The sequence below is a fragment of the Actinoallomurus purpureus genome (assembly GCF_024055795.1).
GTDB lineage: Bacteria > Actinomycetota > Actinomycetes > Streptosporangiales > Streptosporangiaceae > Actinoallomurus > Actinoallomurus purpureus.
The window spans coordinates 1-25,208 of sequence record NZ_JAMXMY010000026.1 but is presented as its reverse complement, the minus strand read 5'-3'; the positions used below and the strand labels follow the sequence as shown (position 1 = coordinate 25,208).

Genomic DNA, 25,208 nt, shown 5'->3' with positions numbered 1-25,208 from the left:
AACAGTGTGCAGAACCGGACGCGAGAGGCGCCCGGCGAACGGCGGACACGCGTCACGACGATGGCCCTTCACGGCACGGCACCTCCCTGACATCGCGCCAGGGACCGTCAGCGGCGGCGCCGCGGTTGCGGGTGAGCCCCATCACCTCAGTGCGTCCCATTCTGCCCCATCGGCCCGGCCCCGGGCGGAACGGCCCATCCCCGCGGCCTCCCTTCCGCCAGGAACGGGAGAACCGCCGTTCGGCCGGGGCCGGGGAGGGCGACACGCCCGCACTCGACGACGGAGCGGCCCCGTGTCCGTACCGTCGGTGAACCAATGGCAGACCCGCTCCGTCCAACATTTGCTCGGACATTTACGCGGAAAGGCGAACGGGTATGCGCGTCGGTGACCGTTATGAATTGCTCGGCCGGCTCGGTCAGGGCGGGATGGGCACGGTCTGGCGCGCCCACGACGAACTCCTCCGTCGCGACGTGGCGATCAAAGAGGTGCTGCTGCCACCCGAACTGGGCGAGGCCGAGCGGGCCGAGCGGCACGCGCGGACAATCCGGGAGGCCAGGTCGGCGGCGCGGCTGAGCACCCCGGGCGCCGTCACGGTCCACGACGTGATCGAACACGAAGGCCGCCCCTGGATCGTCATGGAGCTGGTGGCCGCCCCCTCGCTGCAGAGCCTGATCGACGCGGAGGGCCCGCTGCCGCCCCAGCGGGTCGCCGCGCTCGGCCGTCAGATGCTCGCCGCGCTGCGCGCGGCCCACGCCGCCGGCATCCTGCACCGGGACATCAAACCGAGCAACGTCCTCGTCGCCGACGGGGACCGCGCCGTGATCACGGACTTCGGCATCGCGGCGCTGGAGGGCGACGCGACGCTGACCGGCACCGGTGTTCTCATGGGCTCGCCCGCCTACATCGCCCCCGAGCGCGCTCGAGACGCGCACGCCGGGCCCGCCGCCGATCTGTGGTCGCTGGGCGCCACCCTTTACGCGGCTGTGGAGGGCCGATCGCCGTTCGCGCGGTCCGGGCCGGTCTCGACGCTCGCGGCGATCCTGGCGGAGGAGGCGCCGCCGCCGCGCAACGCCGGTCCGCTGGCGCCCGTGCTCGCCGGACTGCTGCGCCGTGATCCGGCGGATCGGATGCTCGCCGCCGAGGCGGACCGCCTGCTGTCGGCCGTCGCCGAGGGGACACACCCCGACGTCGCGGCCTTGACGCTCCCTGTCCCCGCACCGCCACCGGCCGCGCCGGCGGCGGCGACGGTGGCGGTGGCGACGGTGGCGACGGCTCCGTCCCGCAGGCCCGCCATGGTAGCGGTCGCCGGCGCGCTCGCCGGGGCTCTGGTCGTCGCCGCGTTCGGGGCCGTGTGGTGGCTGGGCCGTCGTTCCGGCACCAATGTGCCGGCCGCGACGTCCAGCGTCGCGACGAGCCTCCCCGGCTCACCGGGCACGGCGGAGCCCGGCGGGTCGAGCCCCGAGGCATCTCCGGCGGCCGGCCGGTCGACCGCCGTCGCGGACGCCTTCCCCCGGGACTGGACGACGAGGTCGGAGTCCGGATTCTCGGTCTCGGTCCCCGCGTCGTGGTCCAGGCGCGCCGACGGGGAGAACGTCTTCTACGAGGACTCCTCCACGCGGTTCGTGCTGCAGATCGGCACGACCTACTGGGATGGCGACCCGCAGGTCCAGGCGCAGACGGTGAGCGCCGCCCTGCCACGGAGCTTCTCCGGCTACCGGGAGGCCACGGTCACGCCGGTGACGTACCTCGGCGTCCCCGCGGCGGATCTGCGCTTCGCCTACGACCGGTCGACCGGGACCTCGCGCGTCAACGACAGGTTCTTTCGCGTCGGCGGGCGTGCCTTCGCGATCTACTTCCGGATGCCCGCGGACCAGTGGCCGGACGCGCAGCGGTACCTCGACCCGATATTCGGCGGCTTCCACGTGAGCTGACGCCGGAGCCGCGGCTCCGAGCACATTGATCGGATGTCTCTCCGCGGCGCCGTGCAGGTCGTCGCCGACGACCGATGGCGGCCGAGGAGCGGGTCGCGTCGTATCGGGTCCGGGCGTTCGCCTACGGACGCGCGTCGAATCTCGCCGCGCGGAAGACGGGCGGGGAGCCCGCGGACCGGCCGCGGTGAGGCGCCGCCGCGTCGCGTCGCCAGGGGCGGCCCGGGATCTCACACCGGCTTGATCGATCGCGAACGTGGTGCCGGGTCGTCGAGGTACGCTGCCGCCTGGATGCGGAAGAATTCGGCGTACAGCCCATCGGCGGCCATCAGCTCGTCGTGGGTCCCCGCTTCGACGACCCTTCCCTGGCGCAGCACATGGATCCGGTCGGCCGAGCGGACGCTCGAGAACCGGTGTGAGATCAGCAGGACGGCGCGGTCGGCGAACAGCTCCCGGATCCGGGCGAACAGGTCGGCCTCCGCGCGCGCGTCCATGGCCGCCGTCGGCTCGTCCAGCACGACGAGCGGTGCCTGCCGGAAGAAGGCCCGGGCCAGCGCGACCCGCTGCCACTGCCCGAGGGACAGGTCCGTGCCGCCGGTGAACTCCGCTCCCAGCCGCGTGTCGTACCCGCCGGGCAGGTTCGCGACGATCGGGGTCACGCCGGCGCGCCGAGCCGCCTCGAGGACCTTGCCGCGGTCGCCGAGGCACGCGGGATCGCCGAGCGCGATGTTCTCCGCGACGGAGAGCTTGTAGTGCAGGTAGTCCTGGAACAGCACCGTCGACAGCGCCCGTAGCTCGGCGGCGGCGACGGGCCTGCCGTCCACCAGCAGCTCACCGGCGGCCGGGGCGTAGAGCCCGGTCAGCAGCTTGGTCAGCGTCGTCTTGCCGGAGCCGTTCTCCCCGACGAGGGCGACCACCTCGCCGGGGCGCAGGTCGATCGACACCCCGTCCACCGCGGGACGGGCGCCGCCGGGGTAGGTGAAGGAGAGCCGCCGGGCCCGCAGGGAGTCGAACGACCGGCGTGTGATCGCGGGCGGCGGGGGAGGCCCGGCCGCACCTTCGGTGAACGTCCGGAGCGCATCGAGGTAGCGCAGGGAATCGCCGGACGCCCGCAGGACGGATGTGAGCGTGATGGCCTGCTGCACGCCGATCAGCAGGCCGCCGAGCGCAGTCAGCGCGACCGCCGTGCCGATGACCCCGGAGGCCGTCGCGACGATCAGGCCGCCGACCGCCGCGGCCGCCATGGCGTGCCCCGCCAGTCTCGCCCGGATCTCCTTGCCGAGGAACCGGCGCCGGAACGCGACCTCCGCGCTCAGCGCGCGGTCATAACAGGCCGCCAACCGGTCGAAGAACGTACGCCCCAGGCCGAACGCGCGGAGCTCTTTCGCCTCGTCTCTCCCGGTGAGCAACTGGGTGAGGTATCCGGCGGTGCGCTGATTCTCGGTGAGACTTCGCTGGAGGTCGAAATGGGCCCGCTGCTGGAGCAGCGCCACCCGTATCGACGGGATCGCCGCGAGCAGAAGAAGCGGAAGCAGCCACCAGGCCATGGCGACGAGCGCGATCACCACCGTGGCCAGTGTCAACACGGTCCGCGTCACGGTCATGACGGTGAACGGCAGATTGGGGGCGTGAATCTGGGCCGCCGTCAGCGCGAGCCGGACCGTGTCGTGAAAGCCGGGCCGTTCGAATTCCAGCAGATCCGTCCGGGCCGTGGCCGCGGTCACCGCCTCCACCGCGTCGCGTTCGATGGCGACACGAAGGACGCATTGATGAAGGAGGCCGAAGAGATTAAGGGTGCTGTTGACGAATGAGAGGGCCATGACGATAAGAGCGGATATTCCGGCTCGTGTGATGCCGGCGTGTCCGTGTGCTGGGCCCATAAGCCCGTCGGCCACGCCGTGGCCGCCCAGCAGCATGCCGCCCAGGCCGATCGACTGCAGGAGCTGCAGAAGCAGGACGGCCGCCACCCGCCGGCGGTCGGCCCGCCATGCGAGGGCCACCCCGAAAGTCAGCAATCGCCGCATTACGGAGAAACGCCGCCACTGACCCTTGATCGTCATGGTGCCGCCTTTCCTCGCGCCATGCTCATCCGTCACCGTCCGGCAGTCTGCCACGTCTGCCGGAGAAATGACGAGTGCCCACGAATGTCCACAACAGTGGACAATTTACGCAGCATCTCGGCAATGGCGTTCGACCTTGGTAATGTCGGCGTCATGTGCTGCCCAAGTGCGCGATGACTTTCCAGGAAAGCTCGAGTTGACGGGCGGTGCTGAATGGGAAATTCGACGGGATATCCGGATCTGGTTCTTTGGGGTGACCGGTGGGAAAACGCAACGGCTTGCCGGATTCGACCCTTCGGGGTGACACGCTGACCGGTGTCACGCCCGGAGCGCGGGCCGCCGGCTGCACCTCGGGCGGGGCGCCCGTCGGCTTCACCGGCACGGCCACGGCCGGGCGGATGGTCGTCGAGACGGTCTGCTCCTGCGGCGGGCGCCATTCCCCGGCGGCGGACCCCAGGGCGGGGGCGGACCCCGGCCCGGCGGCGGACTCCGCCGCCCGGGGCGGCCTCGTGGTCGTCGGCCCGTTCGCCTCCGCGGGCCGGCTCGCCCAGACGTGGGCCGACCCGACGACCGGCACCCTGGGCAGAGGCGCGCTGTCGCAGGCGCGGCTCTTCTACGCCGTCACCGACGGTCCGGAGGGCCGCGCGGTGCGATTCTCGACCGAGCCCGCCGACGTGACCGGAGCCGGGCCCGCTCCCTGGGCCGCCGCCGTCGCGGCGGCACTGGCCGGGCAGGCGGTGCCGATGCCGCTCACGCCGTACGAAGGGGTCTTCCAACTGGCGTGCGGCACGACGTTGAGCACGTCCGGTGGCCGGGAGCGCCTCACCCTCGACGAGCTCGACCTCGCCGACCTCGCCGACCAGGCCCGCCGGATCCTCGGGCGCCCGATCGACCCGCGCGAGGTGGTCCGCCGGGCCCTGCGGCACGCCCTCGACGAGGCCCTGTCCGCCGCCGGAGGCCGCGGAGTGCTCGGCGACGGCGGCGGGCTCGGCGCGGCGGCCCTGGCCGCGGTCGACCCGGCACGGCTGTGCCGCCTCCACGTCCATCTGGACGTCCCGGTGCTCGACCGCCGTCGCGGACGGCTCCCCGCCGACACTCAGGTGGTCGACGGCATGGACCACTGGAGACGGATTTGCGACGGCCACCGGGTCGGCGCCGCCGAGGAGGGCGATCCCTGGCCGCCGGTCCCGGAGCTTCTCCGGCGCACCGAGTGGGAGGCGGCCCCGCTGCTCAGCGGGGCGGGGCTCGTCAGGCTGCTGACCGGGGACGCCGGCACGCCCGGTCGGTTCCTCACCGGATGGCGGCAGCTGACCATGGCCGCGCCGTTCCCGGCCCTGTTCGGCCGGCCCGGGTGGCAGGCCTGGCGCCCGCCGCGCACCGACGAGCCCGCAACACCGCACGACCACGCGCACTCCCCGGACGGTGGCCTCCCGGGCGGCTGGATCTCTCCGGCCGTCGCCGAGGCCGGTGCCGCCGTGACCTCCGCCCAGACCGCCAGCCACCTGCTTCCCGTCGCCGACGACACGACGGACGCCGTGCCCGGCGCCGGGGCCCTGCAGGCCGTTCTCGACCTTCTCGAACGCCCTCCGCGGGCCCTCGGCGACCGCAGGATCGACCCCGTGCTGGTCTGCGCGCACCCGGTGGTGCTCGGCGCGGCGGTGCTGCTGGCCCGGCACGGTCGCCTCCGGGTCCGTCGGCGCGACGGTTACATCCAGGCCGCGCCCCTGCTGCACGACCTGGTGCCGGCCGGCCGCCGGCCCGGCGACGTGACGCCGGACGAGCGCGACGGCCTGCTGGCCGCCGCCTTCGTCACCCGCCGCCTGGCCGCGCCGGAGCGGCGCGCGGCACTGCTGGCCGAGGTCGACGGCAGCCCGTGGATCGTGCACGACCGCCTCCGCGCCGTTCTCGCCGACTCCACGCGAGTGCTGGCCGACGCGCGGGCGCTGCGCCGGCTCTGCGTCACCGCCGCGTGCCACCCCGACCTGCTGGCCACGGGAGGACGGTCATGAGCTGGACGCTCCGGGACGGCATCAGCCTGCATCCCATGCCGTTCGGAGGCGCCTTCGTGCTGGACGGCGCTCGGTTGGCCGTCCGGCAGATCAGTACCGAGTTGGCCGGGCTGCTCGCCGGCGTCGATCCCGCGCCGGCCGGCCCGCCACCGCCCGCCCTCGCCGCGGAGCTCCACACCGGCGTCGAGGAGGGCTGGTTGATCGATCAGGAGGAGACCGTATGAGAGAGCTCGCCGGCCTGTGCTCGGCCGCCGTCCTCGTCGGCGGCGTCGCCGTTCTCGCCCTCAGCATCGCCGCCAAGCTCACCGACTGGGAGACCACACGCGTCATGTGGCCCGTGACGGGCCGCCCACGGGCGCTCGCGGGCCCCGCCCCGGTCACGGTGGCCGAGGGCCTCGCGGTGGTGGCGGCGCTGGCCCCGGCGCCCGTGCCGGCGCGCCTGGCGCTGCTCGGCGCCGTCTTCGCCGCGTACACGATCGCCGCGCTCCTGATGAGAGGGCGCCGTTGCGCGTGCTTCGGGAGCTGGATCCCCACCCGGTTCACGACGGCGCACGCGGCAGGGTGCGCCGTCGTCGCGGTGGCGGCCTTCGTCGGCATCCTCGGCCCGCCGCGGACCTGGCTCGCCTGCGTCCAGGCCGCCGCGGGTCTCGGGGCGGCCGGGGCCGCCGTCGTCTGGTTCCGGTGCCGCTCCGGCACCGGCCACGTCCCGGCACCGGCCGACGTCGATCACATCGTCATCTTCACCGCCGAGTCCTGCCGCTACTGCGCTGCCCTCGAGGCCCAGCGCGACCGCTATGAGGCCATGGCCGACTGCCCGGTGAGATTCCGGCGTGCCGACGCCGAAGAGGAGGTGGAGGCCGCGGGTGGAGCGTTCCCGGCCGCCGTGGCGTACGACGCGAACGGCACCGCGATCTCCGAGGCCGCCCATGGCCTGGTCGCGATCCGTGATCTGCTGCGCAACGCGACGAGGCCCTCCCACCGACCGGGCTCACAGGTGACCACATGACGACGACGATCATCGCGATGTGGACGGCACTACGTCTGCGTCGCCAGGACCTGCCCGACCTCATCGCCGGCATGGGCCGGCCACCTCGGCGGCGCCGCACCGTTCGCCCGGCCGTCACCCCCATCGTCCTGACGCTACGGCTGTTCGCCGGCTTCTGCGCCCCGATGCGGGAGAACACCCTCGTCGTGGCGGCACTCCACCGCTGCGGGATCCCCGCGCAACTCGTCGTGGGCGCCGACCCGCTCCCCGAATCCCACGGCGGATACCGCGTCTACACCTGGATCGAGATCGCGGGCGTTCCGCTGGACGCCGACGCGCCACCAGGTAATTACCTGGTCGAATTGATCAGATTCCCGAAATCGGACGAAGTGTTGCAATGGGCGCATTCAATTCAATCATAATAGGATCAAGAATTGCTCATTGACATGAGAAAGTCGGCGGGTCATCCTATTAGTGCCGGGGCAACCGGTAGCCGTCAAAAGAAAGGATCTGCCACGCATGCACGGTCTTCAGGAAATGGCCGCGACACGCGCCACGTTCACCGTCACCCCCTACCGCAACGAGCGTGAGGCCGAGGTCTGCTACTGGGACGGGACGGCGCCGTTCTGCGCCGGGTCCTGCCCGGCCGGATACACGGAGCGCAACCGCAACAGCTGCGGCGATGGTGCCTGCTGCTGGACCGGCTACAAGGTCTACTGCTGCAAGTGAAAATGGTCCTCATCGCGCTTCATGTCACCGGTCTCTGTGGCGGGTGACGTGATCGGCGAGAGACTCCGGAAACAGGTCTGCGACATGCTCGACGCATGCGCGGAGACCGCGACGGAATCTCACGGCGGCGGATATGGCAGCTCGCTCATCCGAATGCCATATCCGTCCACCGTTCGTCCCGACCGCATTCCGGCGGCACTTCCGTCCGGGCGGTTGTTCTTTCATTCTCCGGACGGGACACGCTGGGCTCCGGAGCGGCTGCGAGAAGTGCTCGGAAAGCCGATCCAGCACCCGACGGAGCATCGATTGTTCGCGGGCGTCGCGATCGATTCCGGCGGCCCACGATGCTGGCTCGCCGATGTCGTGGCCCGCTCGGTCACGTTCCTGGGCCCGGTGCCGGCTCTGCCCCCGTTCGATGAGGCACCCCTGGCCTGGGCAGGTTCCTCGCTCGCGGTGCCGGTGGACCCGTCACCCGGCCCGCGCGACCCCATGACCGCGCCCGGCGACGCCACGCACCCGGTGTTCGAGCGCGTCTTCGCGGCGACGCCGGGTGAACGGGTCCGGGTCCTGAAGGACGCTCCACACCCGGCGTACCACCCATTCCGCTTCGTCGCCCTGGATCCGGGCAGAGGCACGGCCGGTCCGATCTCCCTCGACACCCGGCCGTACCAGCGGGTGCGGGGCACCTCGACCGGGCACGTCGCGGCCTGCGCTCCGGCGGTGACAGGCCGCGCGGTCGTGGCGGTCGGCATCCCCGGCTCAGCGGATGAGCACCTGATCCAGGTCGACGAGGGCCCGGTGCTCGAGTTCTGCTGGGTCGAGGCCGTCCGCCCTGCGCCGCCTCACGGGCCGAGGCGAGCAGGCGGGCGCACGCCGACGACCGCGCGGGCGGCGCACCTCGTCACGGTCACGGGTCACCCGGACGGTTTCGCGATCACCTCGTACGCGATGGCGGACGGCGCCGTGGAGCCCGGTCGCCCGCTGCACCGGCACCGAGGACGCTACCTCCACGCGCACCGCCAGGACGGCCTCTTCGTCCTGGCCCTGGACGCCGATGGCTCCTATACCGTCCTCGTCGTCGACCCCGGTGCTCCCCGGCCGGTCCGCTGCCTGGCCCTCGGCCTCCGGCCACCCACGCTGATCAAGATCGCGGCGGTCGCGCCGCGTTCGGCGGCGGCCGGTCGGCGGTTCGCCACCGTCGACGCCGCGAACAACCTGGTCGTCTGGGAGGTGCCGGACGAGGGCGCGGTCGCGAGCCGGCTGTTCGACCTCGCGGTGCCGGAGGACGAGGAGCCCATCACCCTCGCGGGCTGGGATCCCGGCGATGTCAGGACCGTCCGCGACAGGAGGCGGGTGCGGTCCCCGCTGCCGGCCCACCCGGGAGGGCGGCCACCGCTGCACGGCAGGATCGCCGAGGCGGACGCGGAGTTCACGCTCCACCTGCCCACCCGACGTGATCCGGCGGCCGTCCTCGTCTGGTTGTCACAGGCCGGCGAGGCGATCCCCGCCGGCTCTTCCACGCTCGACCCTTACGGCCTGACCCTCGCCGGATACGGCGTCCTCGACCTGAGGATCGTCCCCGGCTGGCCACCGGGGGTTACCGACGAGGAGATCCGGCCGCGCCTCGTCCGGCAGATCCGCGAAGCGGTCCTCGGCAGCGGAGTCGCCGAGCACGCCGGCCCGTCCCTTCTCGCCGTCGGTGGTGCCAGTTTCGGCGCGACACTCGCGTTGCTGGCGATCGCGGACTGTGATCTGTTCAGCACGGCGATCGTTCAGAGCGGCGCCTACTCCCGGCAGCTGACCCTCTTGGGCTTCCAGGACGAGACCCGCACACTCTGGGAGGCTCCGCGCGTCTACGCGGACTTCGACGCGATCGTCAACGCGCCGCGCATCCGGAGGCCCGTTCTGATCATCCACGGCGAGGCCGATCCGAATCCCGCGACCCCGGTGCTCCAGGCGACGCTGCTGTTCCAGGCGCTGATCGCCAATGGGACCCGAGCGCGGCTCGTCTTGCTTCCGGGAGAAGGACACTCGCCCCGGAGCCGGGACGGCATCGCGGCGGCCCTGGCGGAGAAGGCCGACTGGCTGGCGATGATGGGCGCGTCACCGATCTGACGGTCCTGCCGGAACACGCGATGACGGCCGAGGAGCCGTGGGTGTGCCACCGGTCTGACGTGAAGCGTCTACAGGGCCGCCGTCAGGTCCGCGTCACCGCCGGTCGGTGCGCCGCCCGGAAGCTGATCGCGGCTGGAGAGGAACCTGTCGAGCCCCGTGATCCGGAGCATCCGCTGAACATGCCCGGCGGGTCGAAGGAGCAGCAGGTCGCCGCCGGCCTTACGGGCGCGCTTCCACGCGCCGACGAAACACCCCAGCCCCACCGAGTCGCAGAAGTCGAGCATGGACAGCTCAAGCGCGATCTGGATCTGGCCCGCGGACAGCATGGTGTCCAGCTGCTCACGGAGAACTCCCACGGTCGTGTAGTCGAGTTCACCCGAGACGTGCACCAGCGACCACGTATCACGTGGTTCGACCGTCACATCCAGCGTCGCTTCGTCCGGTCGATCCGCCGCCATGTCGTCTCCACCTCCGCACCGAATGATGGCGGTGTTCACCTTACGGCCGCCGATCATCCTTCGCCGATGCTACGCCAACCCACGTCGCGTCCTTCGCCCTTCCGTACCCCCGTCACGGCCTGGAATCCCCAGAACAACGGCGAACCGCGATAGGGCGGCGGCGCCGGTCTCGGATGAGGGCGTCGCCCGGACCTATCTGATATTTCCTATTGACAAAGTAGGGAAATCTCCACACTCTGGACTTGTGATCCGCAACGTTCCCTTGACAGTGCGCCGGCACGTCGATCTCCGCCGGCAGGCCAGCGCGCTGTGTGCGCCTCCCATGCCCCGACGCTGAAGATCCGAAGAGCTCTCGAGCGGCCGGAGCGGTGCGTGACGGCCGTCCGTTCACGACGCCCGTCTCCGGTCTGCTCCTACGGCCTGTCAACGCCCATGGGAATCAAGGAAGTCCGTCAATGCCACGACTTCAGCTTGCGACGCACGACGCACACCTCAACGACGACGATCGGCCCGGCTTCGGCGGCAGGCTGCCACCGATCACGGGCGACACGCCACCGGGCGGTCTGCTCGAGGTGATCCCCATCCCCGAGACCGGCCAGGTCATGGTGATCACCGCCCATCTGCTCCCGGCGGCGGACGTCGGAACGCCGGCGACCGTGCCGGGGTTGTTCGCCCATCCGGTCACGGGCCCACAGGGTGCCGAGCGGGAGACCGCCGACCTGGTGGTCGAGCGCGACGCCAGGCGCGTCTGGGTGGACGGAAAGGAGGTGACGCTGACGTTCCAGGAGTTCGAACTACTGGACTACCTGACGGCGCGTCCCGGAAAGGTGTTCTCCCGCATCCACCTGATGAACGCGGTCTGGGAGGGCGCGGCCGTGGTCGTTCCCCGGACGGTGGACGTCCACGTCCATCGGCTGCGCCGCAAGCTCGGGCGCCACGGCCGGCGCCTGGTGACCGTACGCCGGGTGGGCTACTGCTACCGGCTCCCGGAGGCAGAGGGCGCGGCGCCCCGGTGAGCCATCACGGCCCGCCCGGCGCCTACGGGTAGCGGGCGCGCATCGAGCCGTCCGGCTCAGGTCGCCACCGATGCCGGGGGCCGAACCGGTCGCCGACCCGCGGTGATCTACGCTGGACGGCATGACGTCGCGCGTCGAGCAGGTGGCGGTTCCCGGCGGTACCTTCGATCTGAAGGTCTGGCTCCCCGAAGGCGGCACCGGGCCCGGAGTTCTGATCGTTCAAGAGATCTACGGGGTCGGTGACTACATCGAGGCGGTCGCCGAGGACCTCGCCGGCCTCGGGTATGTCGCCGCCGCCCCGGATCTGTTCTGGCGGATACGGCCCGGCTGGCGCGCCGACCACGATGAGGCGGGGCTCAGGGCGTCGGTCGAGCTGGCCCGGCGCTTCGACGCCGAGCAGGGGGTGGCCGACGCGGCCGCGGCTCTCGATCGCCTCGCCGAACTGCCCGAGGTCGACGGCCGGGTCGGCGTCGTCGGTTTCTGCCTCGGCGGTTCGATCGCCTTCGCCCTCGCCGCACGCGACACCGCGGCCGCCGTCGTCTCCTTCTACGGCTCCGGCGTCCCGAAACGGCTCGGCCTCCTCGACGACATCGAACGGCCGTTGCAACTGCACTTCGGCGGCAGCGATCCGTACATCCCGCGCGAGGACGTCGCCCGGGTGGAGGCCGCCGTCGCGGATCGGCCCAACGTCGAGATCCACGTCGAGGAGCAGGCGGGGCACGCCTTCCACAACCGCAAGGCGCCGATGTTCTACGATCCCGAACCCGCCGCCCGCGCCTGGAGCCGCGCCGAGGACTTCCTCGCCCGCCACCTGCGCTAACGAACTCATCCCTCGAAGAAGCTGATGCGCACGCCGGAGACGGCCCGCTCGACCGGCACGAAGCGGCCCAGGCCGGTCTGCTCGCGCAGGGCCGCGCTGAGGTAGACGTGGCCGGGCCGTCCGATGTCCTGGGCCATCTTGGACGCGAGGTTGACCGGTGCTCCGGCGATGTCCCGGCCGCCGCCGGGCGTCTTGGCGGTCAGCACCGGTCCGGTGTCCACGCCGATCCGGCAGACGATCTCGCGTTCGGCCAGGCCCGCGCGGAGCCGTAGCGCGAAGTGGACCGCGGGCGCGGGTTCGTCGAAGAGGTAGATGGCCAGCGGACCGGCGACCTTGATCTCGGCGGCGCCGCTCGGGGGCAGCAGGCGCAGGCCCGTCTCCTTCATCGCGGCCGACAGGGCCAGCCCGCGCAGCAGCGCGAGGTCGGGTGTCTCCGCCGGGGCGGCGCCGCGTTCGACCAGGACGACGGTGCGGTCGTGGAGGTGACGGGCGGTCAGCCGGGGGAGGAGCTCGGGGTCTGCGGGAGAGCGCTCCAGGCGCAGGAGGTCGGCGTGCAGGTCGGGGGAGTACGGAATGGGGTACCGCTCGTCCTCGTCGGGGCGCACGTCCTCCAGGCGGGGACCGTCGAGCACCTGGTGGACGGCGCCGAGCGGATGGGGCGGGCCGTCCTTGCGCCGCAGGGTGAAGGCGTGGCCGGCCGGGAGCCGGTCGACCACCGGCTGGGTCACGGCGATCTCGCCGCCGTCGAGATGGTTCTCCGCGAGGTCCTCGATCCCCTCGGCGTCCGCGCCGTACAGGCCGCCGGACAGCTCGCTGAAGATCCCGTGGTGGACGCCGATCGCGATCCGGATCCGGCAATGGCGCTCGATCTCGTCCTGCACGCTCAGCAGGGCGGACAGCAGCGCCGGAGCGCGGGTGGCGGCCGGATGGAACAGCTGGGCGTTGTCGGCCGCCCACACTCCGATCGCCCGGCCCCCGATGGCGCGGCCGTACGCGTGCAGGATCCGCTTCGGCCGGTCGATGAGCGCCAGCACCTCCAGCAGTGCCAGCCGCTCGCTGAGCTTCGTGAGCCCCGCCGAGTCCGACACGACGCTGTAGCCGTCGATCGCGTATCGGCTCAGGAGGCGCCGCGCGTCCGCGGCGGTCTGACCGCCGCGCCGCCATTGCTCGACCAGTGCCAGGGGAAGCCCGCCGGCGACGTCACGGGCGATGTCGAAATCGCCGGGCGCGTGCCGGCCTGTGGGGGATTCAGGGGTCATCGCACCATCGTAACAACGTAAAGTGATCATTAGTATTCGGAGAGTGATAGAACTCTACTTTGTAAAGGCCGCGACTCGCGGGGCCGATGGCAGCCCGGCGGCGCCAGGGAGATGGCGAGACGTCGGATGTATCGCCTCTCGCCTGTGAGGCCGTACGTGCCGCCAATCCCTGTCGACGCTCGTCCTCTGGGGTGGATGAGTGGTCCAGGCACCTTGCATCGTCGACGAAATTTGGCTGTGGACCCGCTGTCGTGCGGTGCTTCGCCGCTGATGGGCGATCTTTTTTGTAAAGCTTGTTGATGGATTAGTCATCCGATGATTCCATGGCTTCACACCCCTCTCGCGCCGACCGGCCACGAGGGTCGTGTGCCCCGCCCCGTCGCGTGGCGGCGCTCCTCGGCCGCCTCGCGCACCAGGAAGGAGTCGCCGTGATCCACCCCTCCGCTACGCCCGGGTACGCACGCCGCAGAGTGCTCGGCACCCTGGCCGCCGCCGCGATCGCCGCACCGCTCGCGGTCACCGGATGGACCGCCGCCACGGCCGGCAGCGCGTACGCCGCCCAGGTGCTCTGGTCGCCGAGCCCGTCCAGCGACGGCCTGAACGCCTTCGAGGGCATCGAGGCCGACCGCGTCGGCAAGCACCCGGGCCGCAAGTACGTCTACGTCGAGGGCGACCACTACCGGTTCGACATCTACAAGGACGACCTGGACAGCACCGGTGACAACGACCGGCAGCGCACCGAGTCCAAGGGCATGGTGTCGGGCGGCAAGGCCCTGAAGATGAAGAACGGCGAGACCTGGACCATCTCGTACGAGATGTTCATGCCGACCACGCTGCACGGCACCAGCAAGTTCACGCACATCTTCCAGCTCAAGACGCCCGCCACGAACGGCGGGCCCTGGATCACGCTCGACCTCGGCCGAAGCGGTAGCAGCGAGACGTTCCGGGCCCGGGCGTATGGCATGCCCGGGTCGCCGGACATCGCCTCGACCGACCTGTCCCCGCTGCGCAACAAGTGGATCACCGTCGAGTGGACCTTCACGATCGGCCCGGAGGGCAAGGCCCGGTTCGTGGCCCGCAACGGCACGGGGTCCAGTGCCCCCGTCGTGGTCGACAAGAGCATGTCCAACGTGAACATCCCCGACGAGGGCGACTACGTCCGGCCCAAGTGGGGGATCTACCGGTCGATCAAAAGCGCGTCCTCCGACATCATCGACACGCACCTGCTGTTCCGTAACTACCAGGCCTCCCGCGCCTAGAGGGATCTGACGGTGGGGTTCCGCCCGCGGAGGGCCCCACCGTCCACGGCCGCGTCAGGGCCCTCCGCCTGGCTCCGGCTCGTGACGGGCGTGGTCCGGTGTAGGTTCGTCCCCGGCCTGGAGTTCGGGGGAGGGGATGCCCGTGGGGGGACGGTCGCGGCGGCGCCGTGAGAGACCGAGCGATGGCACCTCGACCGGCACCGCCCCGAGGGCCGCGGACAGGCCGAAGCCCGGCCGCCCGGCCCCGGATGCCGGTGCCCCTGCCGCCGACGGCGATGCGCGCCGAGCGCCGTACATCGTCCTCGTCGCGGCGCTCAGCCTGTTCCTCCTGGCCTGGCCCGATGCCGAGCGGGTCTGGGTCGAGTCCGACCCGCCGTGGTGGCTGGCCGACGCGACGACCCTGTTCGGCGTCGTCGCGGTCTGGGTCTTCGCCCGGGCCCTGGTCGTCGCCGAACTGCGCGCGATGAGCCTCGGGGAGCACTTCCGCGACGACGCGACCGCCGGTGAACTGCTGAACGTGGCGCTGGCCAGGACCGGGGTCGCCGCGCTGTGGGCGACGTTGCTGGGGTTCCTGTCGATCGCCCGGGACCCGCTACCAGCCGGGGTGAAGGCCACCGACGCGGTCGGGACCTACGCGACCGTCGGGGCCATCCTCGGACTGGCGCTCTGCTCGATCAAGAGCTACTCCGTCCACCGGTCCTCATTCCGGCTGCTGCGCGGTGCGGGCGACAGGCGGCACTGGATCCGCGCGCACATGTCGGCGATGGTGTGCGACGTCGTGATCCTCACATTGCTGCTGGCGCCGCTCGGTCGCCTCGTGCACCACGGCGCGACCTGACCGACCTCTGAGCGGGGCCGGGCAGGAATCCGCCGGCGTCGAGGTCGTCGCAGCGCCGGAACCAGGCGTCGCCGACCGCTATGCCGTCCAGGCCCCTGGGTCTCGGGTCTTTGGACTCTTGTGCGCGTGGTGAGCCATGTGACATTTTACTGCTCGTGAGCAGCACTGACGTGGTGGTCGTCGGCGGCGGTGTCGTCGGAGCCGCCTGCGCGTACTACGCCGCGCGGGCCGGGCTGACGGTGACCGTGATCGAGCGCGGCGCGGTGGCGGGCGGCACCACCGGCGCGGGGGAGGGCAACCTTCTCGTCTCCGACAAGGAGCCCGGACCGGAGCTCGAGCTCGCGCTGTTCTCCTCGGCACGATGGACGGAGCTGGCCGCCGAGGACGGGCTCGGCGCGGCCTTCGAGTACGAGACCAAGGGCGGCCTCGTGGTCGCCGAGACCGAGGAGGGCGCGGCCGGGCTGGAGGAGCTGGCCGTGCGCCAGCGTGCCGCGGGCGTCGACGCGGTCGCCGTGCCCGCGTCCGGGCTTCCCGGCTACGAGCCGCACCTGGCACCGGACCTCGCGGGCGGGATGTTCTATCCGCAGGACGCGCAGGTCCAGCCGATGCTGGCCGCCGCGCATCTGCTGCGCGCGTCGAAGGCCGAGGTCCGTACGGGCGTCACCGTCACCGGGATGCTGCGGAGCGGCGACCGGGTCACGGGCGTGCGCACCGACCGGGGAGACCTCCCGGCCGGGGCGGTCGTGAACGCGGCGGGCACCTGGGGCGGGGAGGTCGCGGCGCTCGCCGGCGTCACCGTCCCGATCCTGCCGCGCCGGGGGTTCATCCTCGTCACCGAGCCGCTGCCGTCGCTGATCCGGCACAAGGTGTACGCGGCGGAGTACGTCGCCGACGTCGCCAGCGACGACGAGGGGCTGGAGTCCTCCGCGGTCGTCGAGGGCACCCCGTCCGGGACGATCCTGATCGGCGCCAGCAGGGAGCGGGTCGGCTTCGACCGGACGCTGTCGCTGCCGGCGCTGCGGCGGCTGGCCCGCCAGGCGATCCGGCTGTTCCCCGCGCTCGCTGACGTCGCGGCGATCCGCGCCTACTGCGGATTCCGGCCGTACTGCCCCGACCACCTGCCGGTCATCGGTCCCGACCCGCGCGCCGAGGGGCTGCTGCACGCGTGCGGTCACGAGGGCGCCGGGATCGGCCTGGCGGCGGCGACCGGTCACCTGCTCGCCCAGTCCCTCACCGGCGCGCGGCCGGACCTCGACCTCGGACCGTTCCGCCCCGACCGCTTCCCGGAGCAGCCATGAGTCAGATCGTTTTCGAGGGCCGGCCGGTGCCGTTCGAACCGGGCCAGAGCATCGGCGCCGCCCTGACCGCCGCCGGCATCAGGTCCTGGCGGACGACCCGGTTCGGCGGACGGCCGCGTGGGCTGTTCTGCGGGATCGGCGTGTGCTTCGACTGCCTCATCACCGTCAACGGCCGCCCGTCGCTTCGGGCGTGCATGGTCGAGGCGCGACCGGGAGACGTCGTGCAGGGCGGTGGCCCCGATGCGTGACGTGGTGGTGATCGGCGCCGGGCCGGCGGGCCTGGCCGCGGCGGTGACGGCGGCGACGGCCGGGCTGGACGTCGCCCTGGTCGACGCGGGCCGGCGGCCGGGCGGGCAGTACTACCGGCACCACGCGGCCGAGACGGGCGCGCTGCACCACGGGTGGGACGCGTTCGTCCGGTTGCGGGACGCGCTGGACCGGTTGACGTACCTGCCGGGTCACCGGGTCTGGAACGTAGAGGACGGCTTCACCGTGCACGCGCTCGCGGGGGACCGCGACGAACGGCCGGTGCGGATCGACGCGCGAACGGTCATCGTCGCGACCGGCGCTCACGACCGGTCGCTGCCGTTCCCCGGCTGGGACCTGCCCGGCGTCCTGACCGCGGGCGGCGCGCAGGCGCTGCTGAAGGGCGACCGCGTGACGGCGGGCGAGCGGGTCGTCGTGGCGGGGACGGGGCCGTTCCTGCTCCCGGTCGCCACCGGCCTGGCCGGGGCCGGCGCCACGGTCGCGGGCGTCTTCGAGGGCAACCGGCCGTACGGGTTCGCCCGCCGGGTCGCGGGGCACGCGGACAAGCTGCGGGAGGCCGTCGGCTACGCCGCCCTGCTGGTGCGGTACCGGATCCCGTACCGCACGGGCCACGCCGTGGTCGCGGCGCATGGGGACGGCCGGGTCGAGGCGGTCACCGTCGCCCGGCTCGACCGCGACGGGGCTTCGGTGCGCGAGCGTGTGATCGTGTGCGACACGGTCGCCGTCGGCTACGGCTTCACTCCGCAGCTGGAGATCCCCGTGCAACTCGGCTGCGCCACCCGGATGGACGCCGACGGCAGCCTCGTCGTCGTGGCCGACGCCGCGCAGCGCACCAGCGTGCCCGGCGTGTACGCGGCGGGGGAGACGACCGGCGTCGGCGGCGCCCAGCTGTCGCTGGTCGAGGGGGAGCTGGCGGGGCTGGCCGCCGCCGAGGCGCTCGGCGGGATCGCGGCGGATCCGGCCGGCGTACGGCGCCTGGTGGCGCGACGGCGGCGGCTGCGGGCGTTCGCCGAGGCCATGCACCGGGCGTATCCGGTCCATCCCGGCTGGATGGACCGGCTGCGGGACGACACGATCGTCTGCCGCTGCGAGGAGGTCACGCGCGGGCGGATCGCCGAGGCGGCCGGGCTGGGCGCCACCGATCCGCGCTCGGCCAAGCTGCTCAGCCGGGCGGGCATGGGCTGGTGCCAGGGCCGGGTGTGCGGCTACGCGACGTCCTGGCTCGCCGCCTCGGCCTGCGGGCGGTCGCCGGGCCCCGACGACCTGCTCGGTACGGCGCGGCGGCCGATCGCCCAGCCCGTACGCCTCCGCGACCTGGCGGACGACGCGCCCGTACGCCCACATGAGGTCGCGCAGGACCCGCCCGTACGGCCGCGTGACGGCGCGGGCGGCCGACCCGTACGTCCACGCGACGGCACCCTCAGGGCCGGCCCTGAGGGTGCCGTACGGCCCCGGGACGGGAACCATCCGATTAACCCGGCATAACGGACCTGTCACGAGTCTCGCCACATCTTGACGGTCATGCCCGGTCCAACGTGAAATGTCACATCGCATCAGGGAGATCCACATGAGTGCCCCCCGTAAGCCCTGGCACGGCATCTTGGTCGCCACCGCGCTGCCGCTGCGAGAGGACCTGTCGGTCGACTTCGACCGGTACGCCCAGCACGTCCGCGCGCTGGTCGACGCCGGTTGCGACGGCGTGTGCCCCAACGGCTCGCTCGGCGAGTACCAGAACCTCACCGCCGAGGAGCGGGCGCAGGTCGTGCGGACCGCGGTGGAGGCGATCGGCGGCGACCGTGTCGTCCCGGGCGTCGCGGCGTACGGCTCCGCCGAGTCGCGGCGCTGGGCCGAGCAGGCCGCCGATGCGGGCGCGGGCGCGGTGCTGCTCCTCCCGCCGAACGCCTACCGCGCCGACGACCGGATCGTCGAGGCGCACTACGCCGAGGTGGCCAAGGCGGGGCTGCCGATCGTCGCGTACAACAACCCGTACGACACCAAGGTGGATCTCACCCCGGAGCTGCTGGCCCGCCTGCACGAGGCCGGCCACATCGTCGCGGTCAAGGAGTTCAGCGGCGACGTGCGCCGCGCCTACCGGATCGCCGAGCTCGCCCCCGAGCTCGACCTGCTGATCGGCGCGGACGACGTGCTCCTCGAGCTGGCCATCGCCGGCGCCAAGGGCTGGATCGCCGGGTACCCGAACGCCCTGCCGAAGGCGAGCGTCGCGCTGTACCGGGCGGCCGTCGCCGGCGACCTCGACCGGGCGCTGCCCCTCTACCGGGCGCTGCACCCCCTGCTGCGCTGGGACTCCCGGACGGAGTTCGTCCAGGCCATCAAGCTGTCCATGGACGTCATGGGCGGGTACGGCGGGCCGTGCCGCCCGCCCCGCCTGCCGCTGACCGGCGACCAGGCCGCGACCGTGCGGGCCGCCACGGAGGCCGCCGCGCACCTGGAGAGCAATGCGTAGCAGGCACGTCTTCCACGCCGTGGACTCGCACACCGAGGGGATGCCGACCCGCGTCATCACCGGCGGAGTCGGCGTCATCCCGGGCGCGACCATGTTCGAGCGGCGCGCGCACTTCATGGAGCACCTCGACCACATCCGCACCCTGCTGATGTACGAGCCGCGCGGGCACGCGTCGATGAGCGGCGCGATCCTTCAGCCGCCGACCCGGCCGGACGCCGACTACGGCGTGCTGTTCATCGAGGTGTCCGGCTGCCTGCCGATGTGCGGGCACGGCACGATCGGGGTCGCCACCGTGCTGGTCGAGACCGGGATGGTGGAGGTGACCGAGCCGGTGACAAGGATCCGGCTGGACACCCCGGCCGGGCTCGTCGTCGCCGAGGTCGCGGTGCGCGACGGTGCGGCCGAGAGCGTGACCATCCAGAACGTCCCGTCGTTCGTCGACGCCCTCGACCAGAGCGTCGAGGTGGCGGGGATCGGCCCCGTCACGTACGACATGGCCTACGGCGGCAACTTCTACGCGATCCTGCCGATCGAGCGGGTCGGGCTGCCGTTCGACCGGGCCCGCAAGAACGACATCCTCGCCGCCGGGCTGGCGATGATGGAGGCGATCAACGAGCAGCGCCGCCCGGTGCACCCGGAGAACCCCGCGATCGCGGGCTGCCACCACGTGCAGTTCGTCGCGCCGGGCTCGGACGCGAAGCACTCGCGGCACGCGATGGCGATCCACCCCGGCTGGTTCGACCGCTCGCCGTGCGGCACCGGCACCTCGGCCCGGCTCGCCCAGCTGCACGCGCGCGGCGAGCTGGCGCCCGGCCAGGATTTCGTCAACGAGTCGTTCATCGGCAGCCGGTTCATCGGCCGGATCACCGAGGAGACGACCGTCGGCGGCTCGCGGCCCGCGATCGTCCCGGCGATCACCGGCCGGGCCTGGGTGACCGGCACCGCGCAGTATCTGCTCGACCCGGACGACCCCTTCCCGGAGGGGTTCCTGTTGTGATCCCCCACTCCTGAGACCGACCGTCCCCGACGCGGCGCGGCCACCCGGCCGCGCCGCCATCTCCTCCTATCCCGTCGTTCACCATCGGAGATCTCCATGAGAAAAGCAGCGCTCGGCGTCGCGCTGGCGGCGACCGCTCTGTCCGCCTCGGCCTGTGGCCAGGGTGTGCTCGGCGGCGACAGCAAGAAGGACAAGGGCCCGATTCTGCTCGGGATGGACATCCCGCTGTCCGGCAGCAGTGCCGACATCGGCCCGTACATGAAGAACGGCGCCCAGTTGGCGATCGACGAGCTCAACGCGAAGGGCGGCGTGCTCGGCCGCAAGCTGCAGCTGCGCGCCGAGGACGACGCGTGCGACCCGAAGACGGCGGTCGCCGCCGCGAACAAGCTGGTCGCCGCGAACGTCGCGGTGTCGGTCGGCGGGTACTGCTCGGGCGCGACCCTGCCCACGCTGCCGGTCTTCGACCGCCGCAAGATCCCCATGATCATTCCGGCGGCCAACTCGACCGAGCTGGTCGACCAGAAGCTCAAGCACGTGTTCTTCGTCAACGGCACCGGCGACCAGCAGGCCGCCGCCGCGATGGCCTGGGTGACCAAGAGCGGGGCCAAGAAGGTCGCGGTCGTCCACGACAACACGTCGTACTCCAAGGACATCGCGGTGCGCACCGCCGCCGAACTCGACAAGCCCGGCGGCCCGGACAAGGCGACGCTGGAGGCGGTCACCCCCGGCGAGTCCGACTACTCCGCGAACATCACCAACGTGCTGCGCTCGAACCCGGACTTCATCTACTGGACCGGCTACTACCAGGAGGGCGGCCTGATCCTGCGGCAGCTGCGGCAGGCCGGGTACAAGGGCAAGTTCATGGTCGGCGACGGCTCGGTGGACGCCAAGCTCGTAAAGATCGCCGGCGGGTCGACCGCCGAGGGCGCGTACGCCACGATGACCCAGACCCCGGACACCATCCAGGGCGCGGAGAACTGGATCGCCTCCTACAAGCAGAAGTTCGGCGCCGAGCCCGGGCCGTACTCCACACAGTCCTACGACGCGGTGCGCGTCGCGGCCGAGGCCATCAAGAAGGCCGGGAGCACCGACGGCGACAAGCTCGTCTCGGCGCTGGAGGGCATCAGCGGACTGCAGCTGTTCTCCGGCCCGCTGAAGTTCACCCCGCAGCACACGCTGACGAGCGGCGGCTTCGTGATCCTGGTCGTCAAGAACGGCAAGTTCGTCCTGCAGGACGCGCTGAAGTAGGCCCCTGACATGTCACAGCTGATCTGGAACGGGCTGTTCGTCGGCTCGTTCTACGCACTGGTCGCGCTGGGCTACAGCATGGTGTACGGCGTCATCAAGCTGCTCAACTTCGCCCACGGCGACCTCTACATGCTCGGCGCGTTCAGCGGGTTCGCGATGCTCGGCACGATGGGCGGGCTGGTGAAGTCCTCCTCGCTCGTCGCGCTGTTCGTCGTGCTGATCCTCACGATGGTGGCGACCGGCCTGTCCGGCGTCGTCATCGAGCGGATCGCCTACCGCCCGCTGCGCGGCGCGCCCCGGCTGTCCCTGCTGCTCACGGCGGTCGGTGCGTCGTTCGCGCTGGAGTACGGCACCCGCATCGTCGCCGGGCCCAACCCGAAGGTCTACCCGGTACGGCTGGACGGCACGGCGCTGAACGTCCTGGGCGCGCGTGTCACGTGGCAGCAGATCGCCCTGATGTCGGTCTCCGTCGTCCTCATGGTCGCGCTCAACGTACTGATCACCCGGACCCGCCAGGGCCGCGCCATGCGGGCCATCGCGCTCGATCCCAAAGCGTGCCTGCTCATGGGCATCGACGTGGACAAGGTGATCTCCCGGACGTTCTTCATCGGCTCGGCGCTCGCCGGGGCGGCGGGCGTCATGGCCGGCGGCTACTACGGCAAGATCGACTTCCTGATGGGCTTCATCATCGGGCTGAAGGCGTTCACCGCGGCAGTCATCGGCGGCATCGGCAACATCCCGGGCACCATGCTCGGCGGTCTGCTGCTCGGCCTGCTGGAGTCGTTCGGCACCCACTTCGTCGGCGGGCAGTGGCGCGACGTCTTCGCGTTCGGCTTCCTGATCCTGTTCCTGACCGTGCGGCCCACCGGCCTGCTCGGCGAACGCGTGACGGAGAGAGTGTGAGCGCGGGCAACGGCGCCGCCGTCCAGGACCCGCCGGTCAAGCCGGTCAAGGGCCGGGGCCCGACGTTCGTCACGCGCTTCCTGGAGAGCCGGCACCTTGGCTGGGCGGGCCTGGCGGTCGGCCTGCTCGCGCCGTTCATCATCGCCACGCCGTACGCGATGGACGTGATGACCAGCGCGGTCGTCTTCGTCATGCTCGCCGTCGGGCTGAACATCGTGGTCGGCTACTGCGGTCTGCTCGACCTCGGGTACGCCGCGTTCTTCGCGGTCGGCGCCTACACCAGCGGCGTTCTGTCCACGGAGCTGAAGCTGCCACTGCTGGCGACCATCCCGGCGGTGATCGTCGTGACGGTGCTGGCAGGCGTGATCATCGGCGGGCCGACGCTCCGGCTGCGCAGCGACTACCTGGCGATCGTGACGCTCGGGTTCGGAGAGATCATCCGGATCACGGCCAACAACCTGAGCATCACCGGCGGCCCGTCCGGCATCTACGGCATCCCCGGCCTGTTCGGGGACGCCTCGTCCGATCCGGTGGTCTTCTACTACGCGGTGCTGCTGATCGTCGCCGTGGCGGTGCTGATGGCCGCCCGGCTCGGCCGGTCCCGCATCGGCCGGGCCTGGCGATTCGTCCGCGAGGACGAGGACGCCGCCGAGGCGATGGGCATCAACACCTACAAGGTGAAGCTCGCCGCCTACATCGCGGGCGCGGTCTGGGGCGGCCTGGCCGGCGTGCTGTTCGCGGCCCAGCTGTCGGCGATCTCACCGGCCAGCTTCACGTTCCTGCAGTCGGCGCTCGTGCTGATGGCGGTCGTGCTCGGCGGCATGGGCTCGACGCCCGGCGTGGTGCTCGGCGCCATCGTGATCAGTCTGCTGCCGGAGATGCTGCGGGGCCTGGCCGACTACCGGTTCTTCGCCTTCGGCGTCCTGCTGATCATCGTGATGATCGCCCGGCCGCAGGGCCTGTGGCCCCATCGATCGAGGGAGCGGTGATGCTGGAAGTCGAGGACCTGCGACTGGCCTTCGGCGGCGTGCTGGCCGTGGACGGCCTGACGTTCGGCGTCGGCGCGGGTGAGATCGTCTCGGTGATCGGCCCGAACGGCGCGGGCAAGACGTCGGCGTTCAACTGCGTCACCGGGTTCTACAAGCCGACCGCCGGCCGGATCCGGATCGACGGTGCGGACGTGACCGGGCGGCGGCCCTCGCTGATCGCGGCGAAGGGCGTCTCCCGGACGTTCCAGAACCTGCGGGTGTTCGGCGAGATGTCCGTGCTCGACAACGTACGGGCCGGCACGCACCTGTGGCTGCGGCAGCGGGTCGTCGACGCACTGCTGCACACGCCGCGGTACCGCCGCAGCGAGCGGGAGGGCACCGACGAGGCCGACAAGTGGCTCGACTTCGTCGGCCTGCGGGCCGACCGCGCCGGGCTCGTGCGGTACCTGCCGTACGGCGAGCAGCGCCGGGTCGAGATCGCCCGCGCGCTGGCCCGCCGCCCGAAGCTGCTGCTGCTCGACGAGCCCGCGGCCGGCCTCAACCACGGCGAGAAGACCGAGCTACTCGACCTGATCCGGCGGATCCGCGACCTCGGCATCGCGATCGCGCTCATCGAGCACGACATGGGCCTGGTCATGGAGGTCTCCGACCGGGTGGTCGTGCTCAACTTCGGCAGGGAGATCGCCGACGGGCCGCCCGAGGAGGTCCGGGGCGATCCGGCGGTGATCGAGGCGTACCTCGGGCGGGACGCCGACGAGGCAGAGGTCGAGGCGGCCAGAGAGGAGGTCGGCGGTGCTCGAGGTCAGTGACCTGGAGGTGAGCTACGGCGGGGTCCAGGCCCTGCGCGGGATGTCGCTCACCGTGGGAGAGGGCGAGATCGTCGCGCTGCTCGGCAACAACGGTGCCGGCAAGACGACGACGCTGTCGGCCGTCTCCGGGCTGGTCCGGCCCGGCGCGGGCCGGATCGCGTACGAGGGCGACGACATCACCCGCGAAGCCCCGCCCAAGATCGTGGGGCGCGGCCTCGTGCACGTGCCCGAGGGACGCCGGATCTTCAGCACCCTGACGGTCCACGAGAACCTGCTGCTCGGCGGCTACCTCGTACGCGATGCCAAGGAGCTCGCCGGCCGCGTCGACCGGGCGTACACGCTCCTGCCCAAGCTGGCCGAGCGGCGCACCCAGCACGGCGGCACCCTGTCCGGCGGCGAGCAGCAGATGCTGGCCATCGGCCGGGCCCTGGTCGCCGGGCCCCGGCTGCTCATGCTCGACGAGCCGTCGATGGGGCTGGCACCGCTGATCGTCGCGGCGGTCATGGACGTCATCCGTGACATCAACCAGGCCGGCACGGCGGTCCTGCTCGTCGAGCAGAACGCCAAGGCCGCGCTGAAGATCGCCCACCGGGGCTACGTGATCGAGAACGGGCGCTGCGTCCTGGACGGGCCCGCGCTGCCCTTGTAGTTGTCGCTGTGGAACGCCGTGAGCTTGGTTCCGGACGGGATCATCGCTACCGGTTGGAAGTCCGTGATCGCCCACCCACTGAGCGAGCCCGCCACACACACCGTCCCG

Annotated in this window: 25 protein-coding genes; 22 read left to right on the top strand and 3 right to left on the bottom strand. The window is 71.8% G+C overall.

Annotation, left to right across the window (positions count from 1 at the left end; translation table 11 throughout):
* Positions 1–374: 374 nt before the first annotated feature.
* Positions 375–1,931, top strand: coding sequence for a serine/threonine-protein kinase (locus NE236_RS35915; protein ID WP_252846707.1), 1,557 nt, complete (start codon positions 375–377; stop codon positions 1,929–1,931).
* A 227-nt stretch (positions 1,932–2,158) separates the two neighbouring features.
* Here the strand turns inward: NE236_RS35915 and NE236_RS35910 are convergent, their stop codons facing one another.
* On the bottom strand, positions 2,159–3,988 hold the full coding sequence (locus NE236_RS35910) for an ATP-binding cassette domain-containing protein (RefSeq protein ID WP_252846706.1): 1,830 nt from the start codon (positions 3,986–3,988) through the stop codon (positions 2,159–2,161).
* A gap of 260 nt (positions 3,989–4,248) precedes the next feature.
* Between NE236_RS35910 and NE236_RS35905 the strand changes: the two genes are divergently transcribed.
* The 6 genes from NE236_RS35905 to NE236_RS35880 all read left to right on the top strand — a co-directional run bounded on the left by NE236_RS35905 (position 4,249) and on the right by NE236_RS35880 (position 9,826).
* A complete protein-coding gene (locus NE236_RS35905; RefSeq protein WP_252846705.1) occupies positions 4,249–5,997 on the top strand; it encodes a hypothetical protein in 1,749 nt (582 codons plus the stop codon).
* Positions 5,994–6,221 carry a hypothetical protein gene (locus tag NE236_RS35900; protein WP_252846704.1) on the top strand — a complete coding sequence of 76 codons (228 nt, stop codon included), beginning with the start codon at positions 5,994–5,996 and terminating at the stop codon, positions 6,219–6,221. The genes NE236_RS35905 and NE236_RS35900 overlap by 4 nt, the downstream gene beginning before the upstream one ends.
* Complete coding sequence (locus NE236_RS35895; protein ID WP_252846703.1) at positions 6,218–7,003, top strand: hypothetical protein; 786 nt, start codon at positions 6,218–6,220, stop codon at positions 7,001–7,003. Before NE236_RS35900 ends, NE236_RS35895 begins: the two co-directional genes overlap by 4 nt.
* Complete coding sequence (locus tag NE236_RS35890; protein WP_252846702.1) at positions 7,000–7,404, top strand: hypothetical protein; 405 nt, start codon at positions 7,000–7,002, stop codon at positions 7,402–7,404. The genes NE236_RS35895 and NE236_RS35890 overlap by 4 nt, the downstream gene beginning before the upstream one ends.
* A 97-nt stretch (positions 7,405–7,501) precedes the next feature.
* Positions 7,502–7,711 (top strand): hypothetical protein, encoded by a 210-nt coding sequence (locus tag NE236_RS35885; RefSeq protein WP_252846701.1) that lies wholly within the window; start codon positions 7,502–7,504, stop codon positions 7,709–7,711.
* 306 nt (positions 7,712–8,017) lie between these two features.
* Complete coding sequence (locus tag NE236_RS35880) at positions 8,018–9,826, top strand: S9 family peptidase (protein ID WP_252846700.1); 1,809 nt, start codon at positions 8,018–8,020, stop codon at positions 9,824–9,826.
* Positions 9,827–9,894: 68 nt separating this feature from the next.
* Here the strand turns inward: NE236_RS35880 and NE236_RS35875 are convergent, their stop codons facing one another.
* The gene (locus NE236_RS35875; protein ID WP_252846699.1) at positions 9,895–10,284 is read right to left on the bottom strand and encodes an STAS domain-containing protein; all 390 of its coding nucleotides are present in this window, start codon (positions 10,282–10,284) and stop codon (positions 9,895–9,897) included.
* Between NE236_RS35875 and NE236_RS45350 the strand changes: the two genes are divergently transcribed.
* From NE236_RS45350 to NE236_RS35865, 3 genes are all read left to right on the top strand, one after another.
* On the top strand, positions 10,283–10,621 hold the full coding sequence (locus tag NE236_RS45350; RefSeq protein WP_372494492.1) for a putative leader peptide: 339 nt from the start codon (positions 10,283–10,285) through the stop codon (positions 10,619–10,621). The two genes, NE236_RS35875 and NE236_RS45350, sit on opposite strands and share 2 nt — an antisense overlap.
* 118 nt (positions 10,622–10,739) lie before the next feature.
* Positions 10,740–11,300 (top strand): winged helix-turn-helix domain-containing protein, encoded by a 561-nt coding sequence (locus tag NE236_RS35870; RefSeq protein WP_252846698.1) that lies wholly within the window; start codon positions 10,740–10,742, stop codon positions 11,298–11,300.
* A 121-nt stretch (positions 11,301–11,421) separates the two neighbouring features.
* Positions 11,422–12,120, top strand: a complete 699-nt coding sequence (locus NE236_RS35865; RefSeq protein WP_252846697.1) for a dienelactone hydrolase family protein — start codon at positions 11,422–11,424, stop codon at positions 12,118–12,120.
* A gap of 5 nt (positions 12,121–12,125) precedes the next feature.
* Here the strand turns inward: NE236_RS35865 and NE236_RS35860 are convergent, their stop codons facing one another.
* On the bottom strand, positions 12,126–13,379 hold the full coding sequence (locus NE236_RS35860) for a nucleotidyl cyclase domain-containing protein (protein ID WP_252846696.1): 1,254 nt from the start codon (positions 13,377–13,379) through the stop codon (positions 12,126–12,128).
* A 428-nt stretch (positions 13,380–13,807) separates the two neighbouring features.
* Here NE236_RS35860 and NE236_RS35855 point away from each other — a divergent pair, with 428 nt between their 5' ends.
* From NE236_RS35855 to NE236_RS35795, 12 genes are all read left to right on the top strand, one after another.
* Positions 13,808–14,638: a hypothetical protein gene (locus NE236_RS35855; protein ID WP_252846695.1), complete on the top strand. Its 831-nt coding sequence runs from the start codon at positions 13,808–13,810 to the stop codon at positions 14,636–14,638.
* A gap of 142 nt (positions 14,639–14,780) precedes the next feature.
* Positions 14,781–15,476 carry a hypothetical protein gene (locus tag NE236_RS35850; protein ID WP_252846694.1) on the top strand — a complete coding sequence of 232 codons (696 nt, stop codon included), beginning with the start codon at positions 14,781–14,783 and terminating at the stop codon, positions 15,474–15,476.
* 155 nt (positions 15,477–15,631) lie between these two features.
* Entirely contained in the window at positions 15,632–16,774 is a 1,143-nt protein-coding gene (locus tag NE236_RS35845; RefSeq protein WP_252846693.1) for an NAD(P)/FAD-dependent oxidoreductase, read from the top strand.
* Complete coding sequence (locus tag NE236_RS35840; protein ID WP_252846692.1) at positions 16,771–17,022, top strand: (2Fe-2S)-binding protein; 252 nt, start codon at positions 16,771–16,773, stop codon at positions 17,020–17,022. The genes NE236_RS35845 and NE236_RS35840 overlap by 4 nt, the downstream gene beginning before the upstream one ends.
* Positions 17,015–18,526 carry an FAD/NAD(P)-dependent oxidoreductase gene (locus NE236_RS35835; RefSeq protein ID WP_252846691.1) on the top strand — a complete coding sequence of 504 codons (1,512 nt, stop codon included), beginning with the start codon at positions 17,015–17,017 and terminating at the stop codon, positions 18,524–18,526. Before NE236_RS35840 ends, NE236_RS35835 begins: the two co-directional genes overlap by 8 nt.
* An 82-nt stretch (positions 18,527–18,608) precedes the next feature.
* Positions 18,609–19,505 (top strand): dihydrodipicolinate synthase family protein, encoded by an 897-nt coding sequence (locus NE236_RS35830; RefSeq protein ID WP_252846690.1) that lies wholly within the window; start codon positions 18,609–18,611, stop codon positions 19,503–19,505.
* The gene (locus tag NE236_RS35825) at positions 19,498–20,502 is read left to right on the top strand and encodes a 4-hydroxyproline epimerase (protein ID WP_252846689.1); all 1,005 of its coding nucleotides are present in this window, start codon (positions 19,498–19,500) and stop codon (positions 20,500–20,502) included. The genes NE236_RS35830 and NE236_RS35825 overlap by 8 nt, the downstream gene beginning before the upstream one ends.
* Before the next feature lie 96 nt (positions 20,503–20,598).
* Positions 20,599–21,750 carry a branched-chain amino acid ABC transporter substrate-binding protein gene (locus tag NE236_RS35820; RefSeq protein WP_252846688.1) on the top strand — a complete coding sequence of 384 codons (1,152 nt, stop codon included), beginning with the start codon at positions 20,599–20,601 and terminating at the stop codon, positions 21,748–21,750.
* A 9-nt stretch (positions 21,751–21,759) separates the two neighbouring features.
* Complete coding sequence (locus NE236_RS35815) at positions 21,760–22,653, top strand: branched-chain amino acid ABC transporter permease (RefSeq protein ID WP_252846687.1); 894 nt, start codon at positions 21,760–21,762, stop codon at positions 22,651–22,653.
* On the top strand, positions 22,650–23,642 hold the full coding sequence (locus NE236_RS35810; protein WP_252846686.1) for a branched-chain amino acid ABC transporter permease: 993 nt from the start codon (positions 22,650–22,652) through the stop codon (positions 23,640–23,642). The genes NE236_RS35815 and NE236_RS35810 overlap by 4 nt, the downstream gene beginning before the upstream one ends.
* Positions 23,642–24,451, top strand: coding sequence for an ABC transporter ATP-binding protein (locus NE236_RS35805; protein WP_289851317.1), 810 nt, complete (start codon positions 23,642–23,644; stop codon positions 24,449–24,451). Before NE236_RS35810 ends, NE236_RS35805 begins: the two co-directional genes overlap by 1 nt.
* Positions 24,435–25,100 carry an ABC transporter ATP-binding protein gene (locus tag NE236_RS35795; protein ID WP_252846685.1) on the top strand — a complete coding sequence of 222 codons (666 nt, stop codon included), beginning with the start codon at positions 24,435–24,437 and terminating at the stop codon, positions 25,098–25,100. The genes NE236_RS35805 and NE236_RS35795 overlap by 17 nt, the downstream gene beginning before the upstream one ends.
* The last annotated feature ends 108 nt before the right edge of the window (positions 25,101–25,208 follow it).